We start from the raw sequence: 14,447 nt of genomic DNA, 5'->3' as shown, positions 1-14,447 counted from the left end.
AATGTGGATAAAGCTAGGTATTCAGTCCTTAACTAGATTAGGAGATATGGCATTTTCCAGAATTTTAAGAAAAAGGTATTTTTAATTTATAGAAGTAATTAAAGAAGATGTAGAGTGGAAAAAGCTGTTATTAAAGAAGGTTATCGTTTTTTATAAAAATGCAGCTTTACAGTCAAGTACAACTTAATAATTGTAAGATTTGGTTTCATGTTTTTTGAGAGGTTTGTGCTTTTCTTTCAGTGATTTATGCTTACCCTTTAACAGATTTTGCTTTTAAATTTACGCTTTATGCTTGCCTATACTTGGGATATAGGAGGTATGCTTATTATTCGAACTGACATGTTACCATCCATATTGATCTGGGATTTCGCTATTTACGATAGCTTTCTAATAGGTTACTAGAAAGAGGGAGGAAGAGTCATGAATAAGTTAGCTAATTGTACTGTAACATCACTATTAACTGTATCGCTGCTTGCGGCTGTTACCCCTGCTGCTTTTGCCGGTACAAATCACACGGCTTCATCCAAGTCATCTTACGACGAAAAGAAGCAATCGCAATATCCAGTATTAAGGAAGGCAAAGACTCCTGAAGAAGCGGGTTTTTCTTCGGAGAAACTTCAAAAAGTAGATGCTATGATTCAGAAAGAAGTAGACGAGGGATTTCCAGGCGCTGTCCTCCTCGTTATTAAAGACGGGAAAGTAGTAAAGAACACAGCCTATGGCTATGCAAAAAAATATAGTGGGTTAACGCCGCTTAAGAATCCTCAGAAAATGAAAAAAGATACAATGTTTGATTTAGCCTCTAATACTAAAATGTATTCAGTAAACTTTGCCCTCCAGCAGCTTGTGAGCAAGGGGAAATTGGATATAAACCAAACCGTTCAGCATTATATACCGGAATTTCAAGACCAGCCTTCTGATGTGATTAAAGGGAAGGATAAGCTAAAAATTATTGATATCCTTCACCATAGTGCCGGTTTTCCAGCTGATCCGCAGTACCATAATCCTGCGGTTTCTAAGGATCTTTATTCACAGGACCGAAATACTACTTTAAAAATGATCTCAAAAACACCTTTGCAATATGAACCCGGCACCAAAAATATCTACAGTGACGTCGATTATATGCTGCTTGGCTATATAATTGAGAAAATTACTGGAGAACGGCTGGATCAATATATATCCAAACATATTTACAAGCCGCTTGGATTAAAGCATACAACTTTTAATCCGCTCGATCACGGGTTCAAGACGAAGGAATTTGCGGCCACCGAATTAATGGGAAATACCCGCGATGGAGTGATCAGTTTTCCAAATATAAGAACATATACTTTACAAGGTGAAGTTCATGATGAAAAAGCTTACTATGCTATGGATGGTATATCTGGCCACGCTGGACTCTTTTCAAACACTGGGGATTTAGCGGTACTTCTTCAGGTGATGATTAATAATGGCGGATACGGAGCAGTTAAATTTTTTGATAAGAAAACGATTGACCAATTTGTGGCTCCTTCAGATATGAACCCTACCTATGGTTTAGGATGGAGAAGGAATGGCAATGAATCGATGGAGTGGATGTTTGGGCCATATGCAGATGAGAATGTCGTAGGACATACAGGCTGGACGGGTACAGTAACCGTTATTGACCGAAAGAAGAATCTCGGAATCGTATTATTGACCAATAAAAAGCATTCTCCACTGATCAATAATAAGGAAAATCCAAACAAGTCAGCGGGAGACGTGTTCAATACAGGCCAGTATGGCAGTGTAGTTACGGGCGTTTATGAATCGCTATTGGAGAACCAGAAGTAGATATTGAATCATAAAAAATAAGCAGCCCGTAATGGCTGCTTATTTTTATAGAGTTTTTGCTCCAAGATATCTAGGTGCCCAATAAGTGTTGCTCATTGAAGCAATGGAGATTCCTTTAGATGAAGTAGCACTGATAAACTCGTTATTTCCGATATAAATTCCAACGTGTGACACACCGCTTCCAGACGTATTAAAGAATACTAGGTCTCCAGCTTTTGGAGCTGATACTCTTAAGCCGATGGATGAATAAAGAGCGGATGAAGTTCTAGGAAGATAAATTCCCTGATCTTTGAATACATAATAGATAAACCCAGAACAATCAAAACCTGAAGGAGACGTTCCGCCCCAAACATATGGAACTCCCATAAACTTCTTGGAATAATTGATTAATCTAGCAATATCAACATTATAGACTCCAAGTGCTTTATAGGTAGAAGAGCCAGAAATACCATCTGCCGTCAGACCTTTAGCCTTTTGAAATCTTTTAACAGCGTCTGTCGTATATGAACCGTAATAAGTAGTATAAGAACCCGTATAGTTAAAATAGGATTTTACTTTTAGTAAAGCTTGAAGTTGTTTAACATCTGTATGTGTTTGTGCTGGTTTTAAAGTGACATCTCCGATATTAGCGAAGGCTTGCAGTGGCGATAACATAAGAACAGAAGCAATAGCTGTAGTTGCAAAAAACTTTTTCATATTATTCCCATTTCCCCCTGAAGTTTCTTTCTATATTTCTTTGTTTATATCCTACTAAATTTTCGTTTCAAGAAACGTCAAATTTCGTTACATTTCCATTACAAAAAATAGGTAAAAAGTCCAAGGAAAATAGTAGAAACCTAGAGAATAACCAGGTTCCTTGGAATTAACAGGAAAATAATAAAAGAATATGGATATCCATGAAAAATGAGGATTAACAGGAAATTACTCACACTACTTTTCATGGCAGTTTTTATATAATAAATAGATTTTAACAGTGTGGGAGATGGAAGGTGAAGAGTTGTTCTATAGAACCATGCTAAAACTTAAAAATATATCTCATGAAAAAATAAAAAGACCATACATAGGGTCTTTCTAGCTAATTATGATAAATCCGTTTCTAAAACCAAAACAGTGATTTATAAATTCCATCGCTCCAGATTATGAAGGTTCCTTGTGAAAAGTCTAGCGAGAAATTTTGGGAAGCCAGACTGATAAATAGAATCATACATACTGCGAGGTAAACCTGTTCTCACATGGTTTACGATTAATTATGAAATGTCATCAAAACGTACATGGAAAACAAGAAAAAACCATTGATCCACGAAGGCCCTTATATAGTTTTACTAAATATGGTCCACCTATTAGAGAAAAATGAATAGTCTAATGTGTAGGCTTTTAATTCTTTAGAGAAAAGGGGATTCCATGTTTTATCATATTAAAGAACTCCAATATCAAGCAAAACCCGAAAGACCTGATCCCATATTTGCAAGAAAGCTTCAGGAAGCATTGGGTGGCCAGTTTGGAGAAATGACAGTAATGATGCAATACTTATTCCAGGGCTGGAATACACGGGGAGATGGAAAATACCGTGATTTGCTGCTGGACACCGGAACAGAGGAAATCGCCCATGTCGAAATGCTGTGTACGATGATTGCTCGTTTGCTAGATGGGGCGCCGGTCGGTGATCAGGAAACAGCTGCTCAGAACCCGGTTATAGGAGCTATTCTTGGAGGGATGAATCCTCAGCATACGATTGTATCTGGTTTAGGGGCCATGCCAGTTGATGCAATGGGAAATAGGTGGAATGCTGATTATATGATTGCGAGCGGAAATCTGCTTGCGGATTTTCGTTATAATCTCGCATCTGAGGCACAGGGCCGGCTCCAGGTCGCTCGCTTATACGAAGAAACAACTGACCGAGGCGTCAAGGATATGCTTTCGTTCTTGCTTGCAAGAGATACCATGCACCAGAACCAGTGGGCTGCGGCAATTGCTGAACTGGAAGCAAAAGAAGGCGATATTGTAGTCCCAACCACTTTCCCGCGCGAATTAGAAAAGCAGGAAGTATCTTATGTACTGTTTAATTTCTCCCAGGGCAATCAAAGTGCAGCAGGCCGCTGGGCGCAAGGACCCTCAATGGATGGAAAAGGAGTATTCCAGTACGTTGAATGTCCATTTCCCTTTGCAGGCAAACCAAAACTAAAACCCGCTCCGCCTTATATTCATGATACACCTCCGGCGGCGATGCGCCAGGAAGAAGATGTCCCGCCAAACCTTGCCTAGAGATTGAATCTCAAGAAAAAGGGCTGCCAAATGTACGGCAGCCTGAACAGCCATTCGATCATTCATCGTCCTTAGATGTTAACAGTTGATCCACTGTACCTTCAAAATAATCGTCTCCCACCTGTTCATGAGTGGTAGCCAATCCATTTTCCAGCTGAGTATTCCCTTTGTAATCAGAAGGATCGTAATATCTTCCTGCAATTTTAGTCGAATTGTGATTATATGCGTTTTTATGAGACATGTAAAAACCTCCTTTCACCGTTATTATGTGTCAAATGTAGTTCTTTTAATTAGCAATGTTTTTATTTCATAACCTTACCTGCAAGAGGGAAACCTCTAACTAGGAGGTGTGAAGAATGGAAAGAAAAGTTGGAGAAGACCGCCCAGATGATTACAAAAGGTATGAGAAAATAAGCTTGGATTATGAAGTAGGAGAAATGGAGACTGCGCCTACAAAAAATCAGCCTAATCCAGAAGAAGCCACTGAAAACTAGCAAAGTAAATTTGAAAGTCAGCTAGGTTTGCTGGCTTTTTTCTTTGGGTCTGCTTCGGCTATCTCAAAATTTATATAACAAAAATTACACATAAAAAATCACCGCTGTCTAAATCAGAGAGTAATTTAGAATCTCTTTAGGGAAGGTAAAGGGGTTTACTATGCCAGCTCGACCGTTTCCTTAGAGTGGCGGGACTGCAGAAGAACGTATAAAAAGCTGTCCACTACGGCGCATATGTATTCGGACCATTCATCCTTTAATAATCTTTTGTGGTTTTTTGTAATTTATATCTCTTATTTGAAACTGATTTTATCAGCCATATCGCGCTAGCAAGCTACTAGCGGCGTCTATTTAAAAGGTTTTTAAGTTATTTTCTCCTCGACGAGCTTTTTCATTTCCTGAACAGTAAGGTCTGGCTTTACGAAATTTCCATGTTCAAAACAATGGCTGCACCACTTGGTGCTTTTTTCTCCGTTTTTTTCTGTACCACCTTTTTTTCGTCACGTGATAACGGCATTCCAGAGCTTTGGCAATTTTTATATTCTCTCATCCTATTTCCTCCAACTAAATGTTTCCATAATCATACTTTTTTCCTTGGCGAATTTTAAATTGTAAAGGTTCGAGTGTATATCCAAGTTGACTTATCAGATTACCCACTTTATACTGAAGGAATATTGCGAAAACTATATGAGAACCTATTTTTCTATTATTTAGCTGCACCCCTTCCATATGAAGAGGAAACTTGGAGCTGCTATTACATATATTGGAGGTTTTTACATGTCATTTAGTTCAATAAGCCACCTGGTCTGTCCAAAATGTAAATCGACATATGATGATACTATAGTCAATCAATTGTGCATATGCGGTTCTCCCTTACTGGTCGAGTATGATCTCGATTCATTAAAAGGAAAAAAGAAAAACGAAGTGATCAACACCAAGAGACATGATTTGTGGAGGTATCATCAGCTGCTTCCAGTTCGAAATCCCGCTCATGTGGTTTCTCTTGGTGAGGGTTTAACGCCTATCATTCCTATGAGTAACATTGGCGCTAAAATAGGAATTCCTCAATTATTTATGAAGGATGAAGGATTGGTCCCGACAGGCTCATTTAAAGCAAGAGGTGCAGCTGTTGGTGTCTCTAAAGCGAAGGAATTGGGCATTAAGCAGCTCGCAATGCCGACGAATGGAAATGCCGGCGCAGCCTGGTCCTTGTATTCTGCCAGAGCTGGGATTGACTCATACATCATCATGCCGGTAGATGCACCGCCTATAACAAGAAAAGAAGTAGCTGTTTCCGGAGCCCATTTATACTTAGTGAATGGATTAATCAGCGATGCCGGCAAAATTGTTGGCGAATTGGTGAAGGATCAGGGATTTTATGATGCTTCTACATTAAAGGAGCCATACCGGATTGAAGGAAAGAAGACTATGGGATACGAACTTCTTGAACAGTTTGAGGACTCCATTCCCGATGTGATTCTTTATCCGACAGGAGGCGGTGTAGGCTTAATCGGGATTTATAAAGCAATTAAGGAATGGCAGGAGCTGGGCTGGATCAAAGGCAATAAAATCCCTCGTTTAGTAGCAGTTCAGGCTGAAGGCTGTGCCCCGATTGTAAAGGCATGGCAAGAAAGAAAAACGGAATCAGTTTTCTGGGAGAATTCAGAAACAGCTGCCTTTGGAATCAATGTTCCGAAAGCCATCGGTGACTTCCTGGTACTTGATGCTTTATATCAAACAGATGGATGTGCTATCGCTGTTACCGAGGAGGATATAAAAAAGGTACACAGGGAAACGGCACAAATAGAAGGTGCCTTCATTTGCCCAGAAGGTGCTGCAACATTTGCAGCCGCTGCAACACTTAGGGAGAATGGCTGGATTAAAGAAGGCGAAACGGTAGTATGTTTGAACACCGGGCAGGGAATTAAATATCCTGAGCTGGTGGAAACAGACCCACCTGTTTTAGAACGCGGTGACTCGGCAAGTAAAATAGCAGTAAGCAGTGTACTGAAATAAAAATATAAGTAAAACACCCCTTCGTTATAAGAAAAGGGGTGTTTTTTTACTAAAAAAAAGCAGCTGCTAATCATTATTCAGCCAGGAGTCTTATAAACTGCTCAGCCGCTTTAGATAAATAGCGGTCTTTCAGCCAGATAACGGCTGCTTCCGATTCTAACTGAGTATCAGTCAGCTCTATGCTGTGAACACAGATACCAGGATGAACAGCCAGCACGGACTGCGGTACGATGGATACACCAAAGCCTGATGAAACGAGCTGAAGAAGCAGGGCAATATCGGAGCACTCTCCAATAATATTAGGTTCCAGGTTCAGCCTGTTGAATTCTTTAGTAATCATAGTATGAATCCCAAGTCCTTCAATACTAGGAAGAATGAGGGGATACTGTGCTATATCCATAATATTTAGACTTGGATTTTCTATATTCATGTTATTTGGAAAAACCGCAGCGAAAGAGTCTTTTTCAATGCTTACCGAATGGAATATTTCTTCTGAGATAGGGAGCATGACTATGGCTAGGTCCAATTCCCGCTCTTCTATTAATTCAGTTAAGTGGGGAGAGTCACTTTGGATAATTTTATAAGTAACATTCGAATACTTTTCCTGGAATTTTAGAAGATATTGAGAAAGAGGGAAGGAAGAAAGAGTATTGACGCCTATATGAATCTGCCCTTGAATTCCTTGTCCAATCTCTTTTATTTCTTTTATTCCTTCTGTAAATAAAGAAGTGATTTGAAGTGCATGCTTATAAAGAGCATGGCCTGCATCGGTCACTTCAGACTTTTTCCCTTGTCTTTCTAGTAAAATAACTCCCAGCTCTTCCTCCATTAATTTCAGCTGCTGGCTTAAGGGAGGCTGAGCGATATGAAGTCTTTTTGCAGCTGCGGTTATATTTCCTTCTTCTACAATGGCAATAAAATACCGTAATTGTCTTATATCCATAAGAGCTCACCTCTTTTGTATATGTTTTAAGTATGGAAAATATATTTTTTAGATATTTTTCGTATAGACGTTATTATGCTAACATACTTTAGTGATTAAAATAAATAGTGTTATGGGGTTATTGCATGGATAAAATATTTAAATTAGAGCAGCATGGAACGACCATAATGAAGGAAGTTATGGCTGGTCTAATTTCTTTTATAACGATTGTCTATATTGTTGCTGTCAATTCAGCTATTATGGCAGACGCAGGCATTCCATATGAACCAGCTATCATAGGAACGATCTTAACTTGTGTTGTGAGCTGTTTCCTCGTTGGATTCTGGAGTAATGCACCGCTTATACTGGCACCAGGTATGGGGATTAATGTAATGTTTGCTTATACTCTGGTTCAGAAAAGCGGATTGTCATGGCAGGAAGCCTTGGCAGTGGTCACAGTTACCGGCGTCATATTTGTGATTATTGCTTTCACACCGCTGGCATTATCTATTTCAAAGGCTATACCTGATTCCTTAAAAGAAGGGCTCACGGTGGGAATAGGGATTCTCCTGACACTGATTGGTCTTCAAAAGACAGGGGTTATTGTTTCAAACAAAGATACACTGGTATCTCTCGGGAATCTGGCTGATCCCGCAGTATTAGCAACTTTGATTGGAATTATTATTACGATAACACTTTTTATTAGGAATGTTCCCGGTAATATATTAATCAGTATTATCATAAATACGATTATTGCTTTCGCGTTCGGGCTTATTGATTTAAATAACTTGGACTGGAGTGTTCCCTCATTTGGTGAATATACACATGTATTCGGAGCGCTGTCCTTTACGGCAATTGGTTCGTTAACATTCTGGTTCGCCACTTTTTCGCTTGCCATGGTCGTTATTTTTGAGAATATCGGGCTGGTTTATGGACAAACGCGATTGGCGGGACGACCAGAAAAGTATAAAAGAGGACTGCAGGCTACCTCTGTATCGGTTCTATCAAGCGGCATTTTCGGGTCTAGTCCAACAGTGGCGACCGTAGAAGCAACTGCAGGGATCACGGCGGGAGGCAGAACCGGACTGACAAGTGTGGTTACAGGGTTTCTGTTTTTACTATCCCTTTTAATGATTCCATTAATTAAGGTCATCCCAGACAGTGCCATTTCACCCGTATTAATTCTAATTGGTGCTCTTATGCTTCAAAGCATTAAGGGGATTAATCTTGATGATCTATCTGAGAGCTTCCCGGCCTATGTAATTATTGTCTTTATTCCTCTCACATATAGCATTGTGGATGGCCTTGCACTAGGATTTATAGCATATCCTATCATTAAACTGCTAGTAGGCAAGGGCCGTGAAGTTAGTATGACTTTATATATAATCGCTGCGTTGTTTTTAGCCAACTTCATTGTAAATGGGATTAACTTATAAAAATGACTTCCTAAAATTGGTACGCGCAGTATAATTAGTGATATTCATTAGAAAGGGGGGATGGATCGATGATTCTTCAATTCAATAAGTTAATCTCATCTTTTCATCACCCAGCGGATTTAACCTATAAACCTGATTAGCTGAGACTTAAAGGGCTTTTCGAGCAAAATTTAATGAACAAACAAAAGCCGAATGTATATTTTCATTTGGCTTTTGTTTTTGGCATCATAAGCTCATTCCCTTGCTTATTGAATTTTTTAATTTAACTCTAAAGGGGCCGTTCGTAATGATGCATTTAAGTACGATGAAAAAGGTGATAGGTAGCTGCTGGATAAGGCAGAATAGTATAAGCGGTCTTTCGAAGTGACTTGATGATATTTTGTTTATGTTCCTAATCTTTTATTCCTTTATTAGCGAATGAATAAAGTCTTTGCATAATATAGAATTCCAAGTATCTTGCTGCATACATCAGCAAAAGCTGCAGATAGCTTTATAACGGAAGAAAAAAAATAGCTAAGAGTTCTTAGCTATTTTTTTGTATTAATAAGTAGATAAGGCATAAAGCCGCTGGTTAGTTAGTTCTACTAACAGCTGATTCCCTAGATTTTTACCCATTTCCTTTGTTTTGACTAACAGCTTTATTATCCCACTCGGGCCGGAATTTTCAAAGGCCATGCGATCACAGGCAATTTCCGCCTCAATATTGAAGGTATTCAGCGTTACAGGATTGGCTAGATGCCCAATTTCGTGCCATATTATGGCTTCCATTAACTCTTTGTCTGAACAAAAGCGCATGTAATCAAATACAACAATAAAGCCGCCAAATTCTTCTGATTTAGATGTGCAAAAAACGGATAATAATCTGCAGTCGATGCCAAGCATCTTCAATTGATCCGCTGAATGAACTCCATGAGCTTTTAAAATCGTATTTTTATCCTCCAGTATCCCAATTGGTTTTTCCAGGTTGTATGTACTTGGATCCAATATGCCTCCAAAGCAGTTCATACATTTTCCCTCCTGATTGTCAATTCTCCGGGGCATGGACAAAAAGTTAAAGGTAAATCAGATTAAGCTATATATATTTAAGAAACAGCAATTAAATAGCAGTGAAATAGGAAAATAAAAAGGAATAAATTGGAGGTAGTTACCAAAAGTATGGACAACATAGCAACTGAGATATACCAGGCTGAAAGAAAATGGGAAGTTCATACTTATTTGAAGGAAATGCGGTAAATAACAATAAGGAGATGAATGACTGTAAGAGATGAAATTGTATAAGGAGGAATTATGTAAACTTTGAAAATAATTTTTTTCAGTTTAAATATCCAGGAGATTTTTATAGAAATTCAATATGTACGTCAGTCAGATTAACACAAAAGCAAGTTATACAAAAAAATATCAACAAAATCGTGTCACTTAAAAACTTTTAATGAAAAAACTCAATAATATTCTAATCAATGATGAAAAAGATAAATAACGACCAGTCAATAACTCAAAAAAAATTTAATCTCATTTTTAAAAATTTCTCACTGTTTTAAGTAATCTTGGGTTTTGAGATAGTTTCCCTTCTTTTTAAACATCTTCCTATAATAAGTATTATGTAAACCAAGAAATTATTTTTATTAATGCTGATGGTTATACCCCACCCATATTAACAAAAATGTATAACAACAAAGGATTTCCGACATTAAATGAAAGAATTGTCTTGTCTTCCACTGTTTGCTTAATGATAATAGATTGTTACTAGATGACTTATTTATATAATCCAAATAAAGATCAATCTCGATTTAGAGAACGGCTTTATTCTTGTGACCAACAGTGCGATTTCTTGTTATTGGACTTTTTCTGATTTCCTGACGATTATATTACTGTCTTAAATATTTTTTAATAAATTGCCTCTAAGATCACCAGACTAGCTCGATTTCTGAAATTTTAGAGCTAACAATTTCCTTTTCGACGTTTAAGATTAATTACACTCTGTGCTTTTTTCATATCGGAAAAATTTACCTTGTATTCTTAATTATAGCAATGCTTTTAAATGGACCAATTGGCATTGGAACTTATTAACTGTTTGTTTATGGGGGTTTTTACTTAATTACTTTATGCCATTTACTGAAAAAGTATTAGACTGCATATTAACACACTCTAGTACATCGCCAAGTTATGATAAAGATAAGAATCATTAAATATAGAATGCTTTTTATTTTTCTTGTTCAATTTACTGCCCATTAGCGAATCAACAAAAGGACTGAAGTAGGCAACATAGAGATCTTAAAATAAACCAGCTAATAGGAGTCAATTGTTTTTTTATTAAAAAGAAATATCACAAGTGTTATACTATTCAACTACACGACAAATAACCCTCCAATTATTATTTAGAAGGTTTTTCTAGATCAGTTTTTTCTTGTGGTCCTCTATATTCAGGAAATACCTCATCAAGAATTGTGTGAAACTACTCACCAGTAACCACTATCCTTCCTGTAGTTCCATAGCTTCACTAGTTATACGAGATCATATGTCCCAACCAGTCTCAAACATCCTTCTACAAGTAGGGGGCGAACAGTTTAGTTCACGGGATCACGCTCCCACGCACCCGTACGTTCTACTCTGGCTACTGAAATCATAGGTCCTAAAAAAAAGATCAACCAGTAAAAACTGGTTAACCTATAATACGAACGCACCCGTTAGATAAGTAACTTTATTTTACTTTCTCTTTAAACACTCGTCACGAAATGGCGAATCGGGCTTTCACCCTTGCGGCATCTTGCTCATATCCATATACAACGTGTTCCACCGATGACCGTCCGGATCAGCAAAACCGCAGCCGTACATCCAGCCACTCTGTTCAGCCGGCTTGCTGAATACAGTGCCGCCGGCACGTTCGGCTTTCAAGGCGAACTCATCCACTTCATCCCTAGAGTTTGCCCATAGAGAGAATAACACTTCAGTGCCCAGCCACGAATCCGTAACCGCATTACCAGCAAAACCGCGGAACACGGTTACCGGGAAGAGCATCAAAACAACCTGATTGTCGCCGACGATCATGCTGAATGAGCCGTCTTGACTCGCATACAGCTCATTCAACCGAAACGCTGCGTATAAAACGCCTTTGCCCGTTCTGGTCCACGCACTGGCAGGTTCAACCATAATTCTCTCGACATACCTAAAAACTCCTGATATAGAGATGCAGTGATCACTCAGCCTATATAATATCCCTTCCTACAAGAACAGCATTTTCAATTATGGGAGATGTAATGCCATAAAATAAAAGGACCATCTGTAAGGGTTCATTATTAAAGTTTAATGTTAAACACCTAAAATTGAGATATACTCATTATTCTTGCTCTTCTCTGTTATCCACAATTGGAGATCATCGAGCACCTGGACTAAATCTTTTAAATTTTGATTTAGGTTTCCTAAAAAAAATTTCTTTGTGGTTTCTAAATACAGAAATTCGATTTGGTTATTTAAATCTTCTGCCTTAGGATTGTTAGTTAGAAACAACTTGAGATTTTCAAGCTCTGCTACAATTAACTTCCAGGTGTCCCTGTTTATCTCACTTATTCCCCAGAGAGAATAATTTTTATAATGTTTTTCAATCGCTTTCGAAAAGAAGGTAAACGTTTCATCTGTAAAAAATAAAGATCCCTTAACCCAATCCTTTCCTGAATATTTCCCTGGTATTATCTCTACATAACATGTCCCCTGGAAGGTTTCTAAATCATTAATGATTTCAATGCGTTTAACCACTTCATACACCTCCAAGAGCGTTTTATTTTTTCTACGTCAAAACCGAACCCGTTAGGTTAGTCTTACTGGGCATGCTGTTCATCCCGAAATAACAAAATAACCTGCAGAGATACCCTCATTCCCTATTCCCTTAACTATATACAAGAAGAATGAGAATGCAATTGTTACTATTAAGAAGAATATCACTAGGTGGTTAGCCATCATCCGATTAACAATATTATTAGTAGTCTATTCATTTAAAAACAACATTCCCTTACATAATGAACGGTGCCTTGGTCCGCATTTTAAAACAATATCTAAGATATAAGTTCCGTTCTGATCTGGAGCAATGAAAATATCATTCTTATAGTGTACCTTTATCGGTTCTCCATTTTTCCAGACCGTAACTTCTATAGTTATTCTCATCTTGTTTAATATGATCTATAAACATTAAGAGATCCTCAATGCTTTTCTGGTATTCTTTATTACCGTCCTCTCCTCCCAGACTCCAAGGAATTCTATTAGTCTGTAATAAATTTATAAACTCATTAACATTGCGACCGGCTAAAGAGGCTGCTTCTTGAATAGAAATCGAACTTGTTAGAAATAACGAAATGGCTATTGATGTATGGATGGATAGTTCTAGAGAATCTTCCTTGTAGTTATTCCTAAGTTTATCACCAATCTCTTTTGAAACTTTAATTAACACTCGATCTTCATTTACTTCAATCTCAAACTGCTTTATCTCGTCCCACTCTTCGTGAGTAATGCCATATGGTACTCCACCTTCCGTGTAACCTACTATATATGCAAAATTTTCATCTGATTCAAATATAGTGTCCCCCAGTTGATTTCGTCCCTTTTTTGCGGTCTTTTTACAATCTCTGCAAATGTGTTGACTGTGGCCTTTCCCGCTAAATTTATCATTTGGCCGATGCCGGCCGCATGTTATACAAAAATGACCCTTGCTTTTCTTCCCCATTAAAACTACTCCCTTATTACTATTGATTTCATCTTTCTTTATTCATCCTCTTCTAAGTCTAAGGAATAATAGATATCACATAAGACTTCATGATAGCCCCATCCGATTCCTTCCGATTCTTGTACAATAGTATATAGCCTAGATTTAAAAGAGTTTAAAACCTTCTCGTTTTTGTGACATTCGATCACTACTTTATCGAACATCGACACCATGCTGTCATAAAATTTCATATTAATATCACCATAGGCATTTGTAAATTCTGTACCCAATTCAACATAAAGAATCATTAAATCTAATGTTTTAAGTTCATCCGATGATAATTTTTTAAAATTCGAAATAGCATTTTTTGCTTCTCCTAAACGTAATTTCCCGAAACCGCGTTCAGGAAAAAATTCATCTTTCACCTTCTTTTTTGTTTTTTTATATAGATCATTTATAGCTTCTTCGCCTAAAAACTTATTAGATAGAAAATGTTGAACATCTTTATTTACTTTATATATCTCTGTAATTAATTGAATTAACTCCTTATGGTCTAATGCTTTAAGTTCTTTTTTTAATTCATTCAATTTTAATAATGTCAACTGTCATCCATCCCTTCGCTGCTGATAATCAATAAATCTATATTATGATTATTTTCTTTTTCTTCTCTTGTCAATAGATATGGTTCTAATGCTTCCTCTGCTACTTTTAGAAAGTATATCTCTCCAAGATTGTTTTGTTTATTTTTGCTTTTTCCTTTCATGTTTCCATTTAGTATAATATAAGTGTAAATGCATGGTCTTTATAAATTATAGAAA

At 37.5% G+C, this 14,447-nt stretch carries 14 protein-coding genes and 3 pseudogenes; 6 read left to right on the top strand and 11 right to left on the bottom strand.

The genetic code is table 11. The features are described 5' to 3' along the window. Nucleotides 1-420: 420 nt before the first annotated feature. Nucleotides 421-1,809, top strand: a complete 1,389-nt coding sequence (gene pbp4b, locus JOC77_RS03475; RefSeq protein ID WP_204538630.1) for a penicillin binding protein PBP4B — start codon at nt 421-423, stop codon at nt 1,807-1,809. Nucleotides 1,810-1,854: 45 nt separating this feature from the next. Here the strand turns inward: pbp4b and JOC77_RS03470 are convergent, their stop codons facing one another. Further along, on the bottom strand, nt 1,855-2,505 hold the full coding sequence (locus JOC77_RS03470) for a C40 family peptidase (RefSeq protein ID WP_204538627.1): 651 nt from the start codon (nt 2,503-2,505) through the stop codon (nt 1,855-1,857). 705 nt (nt 2,506-3,210) lie between these two features. On the opposite strand from JOC77_RS03470, the gene JOC77_RS03465 reads away from it, so the two are divergent. Then, nucleotides 3,211-4,071, top strand: a complete 861-nt coding sequence (locus JOC77_RS03465) for a manganese catalase (RefSeq protein WP_204538624.1) — start codon at nt 3,211-3,213, stop codon at nt 4,069-4,071. Nucleotides 4,072-4,129: 58 nt separating this feature from the next. On the opposite strand, the pseudogene JOC77_RS03460 reads toward JOC77_RS03465, so the two are convergent. Next, nucleotides 4,130-4,279 (bottom strand): annotated as a pseudogene (locus tag JOC77_RS03460) (YozQ family protein); the annotation flags it as partial. Between the two features lie 148 nt (nt 4,280-4,427). On the opposite strand from JOC77_RS03460, the gene JOC77_RS03455 reads away from it, so the two are divergent. Further along, nucleotides 4,428-4,565, top strand: a complete 138-nt coding sequence (locus tag JOC77_RS03455; protein ID WP_204538618.1) for a hypothetical protein — start codon at nt 4,428-4,430, stop codon at nt 4,563-4,565. A gap of 362 nt (nt 4,566-4,927) precedes the next feature. Here the strand turns inward: JOC77_RS03455 and JOC77_RS21150 are convergent. Both JOC77_RS21150 and JOC77_RS21510 read right to left on the bottom strand, forming a co-directional pair. Beyond that, a pseudogene (locus JOC77_RS21150) lies at nt 4,928-5,005 on the bottom strand (hypothetical protein); the annotation flags it as partial. Continuing rightward, nucleotides 4,984-5,115, bottom strand: coding sequence for a hypothetical protein (locus JOC77_RS21510; protein ID WP_275585041.1), 132 nt, complete (start codon nt 5,113-5,115; stop codon nt 4,984-4,986). The pseudogene JOC77_RS21150 and the gene JOC77_RS21510, both read right to left, overlap by 22 nt. A 227-nt stretch (nt 5,116-5,342) precedes the next feature. Here JOC77_RS21510 and JOC77_RS03445 point away from each other — a divergent pair, with 227 nt between their 5' ends. Beyond that, nucleotides 5,343-6,581 carry a threonine synthase gene (locus tag JOC77_RS03445; RefSeq protein ID WP_204538614.1) on the top strand — a complete coding sequence of 413 codons (1,239 nt, stop codon included), beginning with the start codon at nt 5,343-5,345 and terminating at the stop codon, nt 6,579-6,581. A 73-nt stretch (nt 6,582-6,654) separates the two neighbouring features. Here the strand turns inward: JOC77_RS03445 and JOC77_RS03440 are convergent, their stop codons facing one another. After that, on the bottom strand, nt 6,655-7,524 hold the full coding sequence (locus JOC77_RS03440; protein WP_204538611.1) for a LysR family transcriptional regulator: 870 nt from the start codon (nt 7,522-7,524) through the stop codon (nt 6,655-6,657). A gap of 125 nt (nt 7,525-7,649) precedes the next feature. On the opposite strand from JOC77_RS03440, the gene JOC77_RS03435 reads away from it, so the two are divergent. Further along, nucleotides 7,650-8,939: an NCS2 family permease gene (locus JOC77_RS03435; RefSeq protein WP_204538608.1), complete on the top strand. Its 1,290-nt coding sequence runs from the start codon at nt 7,650-7,652 to the stop codon at nt 8,937-8,939. A gap of 540 nt (nt 8,940-9,479) precedes the next feature. Here JOC77_RS03435 and JOC77_RS03430 read toward each other — a convergent pair. Continuing rightward, nucleotides 9,480-9,944, bottom strand: coding sequence for a M48 family metalloprotease (locus JOC77_RS03430; protein ID WP_204538605.1), 465 nt, complete (start codon nt 9,942-9,944; stop codon nt 9,480-9,482). A gap of 978 nt (nt 9,945-10,922) precedes the next feature. Here JOC77_RS03430 and JOC77_RS21145 point away from each other — a divergent pair. Continuing rightward, nucleotides 10,923-11,125: pseudogene (locus JOC77_RS21145) on the top strand (YitT family protein); the annotation flags it as partial. A gap of 562 nt (nt 11,126-11,687) precedes the next feature. Here JOC77_RS21145 and JOC77_RS03425 read toward each other — a convergent pair. From JOC77_RS03425 to JOC77_RS03405, 5 genes are all read right to left on the bottom strand, one after another. Further along, nucleotides 11,688-12,086, bottom strand: coding sequence for a VOC family protein (locus JOC77_RS03425; RefSeq protein WP_239558568.1), 399 nt, complete (start codon nt 12,084-12,086; stop codon nt 11,688-11,690). Nucleotides 12,087-12,245: 159 nt separating this feature from the next. Then, nucleotides 12,246-12,689, bottom strand: coding sequence for a hypothetical protein (locus JOC77_RS03420; protein WP_204538602.1), 444 nt, complete (start codon nt 12,687-12,689; stop codon nt 12,246-12,248). A gap of 343 nt (nt 12,690-13,032) precedes the next feature. Further along, nucleotides 13,033-13,650: a UPF0175 family protein gene (locus JOC77_RS03415; protein WP_204538599.1), complete on the bottom strand. Its 618-nt coding sequence runs from the start codon at nt 13,648-13,650 to the stop codon at nt 13,033-13,035. Nucleotides 13,651-13,688: 38 nt separating this feature from the next. Continuing rightward, nucleotides 13,689-14,231: a DUF6155 family protein gene (locus tag JOC77_RS03410; RefSeq protein WP_204538596.1), complete on the bottom strand. Its 543-nt coding sequence runs from the start codon at nt 14,229-14,231 to the stop codon at nt 13,689-13,691. Then, the gene (locus tag JOC77_RS03405; RefSeq protein WP_204538593.1) at nt 14,228-14,392 is read right to left on the bottom strand and encodes a hypothetical protein; all 165 of its coding nucleotides are present in this window, start codon (nt 14,390-14,392) and stop codon (nt 14,228-14,230) included. Before JOC77_RS03405 ends, JOC77_RS03410 begins: the two co-directional genes overlap by 4 nt. Between the last annotated feature and the right edge of the window lie 55 nt (nt 14,393-14,447).

It is taken from the genome of Peribacillus deserti (assembly GCF_016909175.1).
GTDB classification, from domain to species: domain Bacteria; phylum Bacillota; class Bacilli; order Bacillales; family DSM-1321; genus Paraperibacillus; species Paraperibacillus deserti.
The sequence above is the reverse complement of the archived record's forward strand: the minus strand, read 5'-3'. Positions and strand labels throughout refer to the sequence as shown.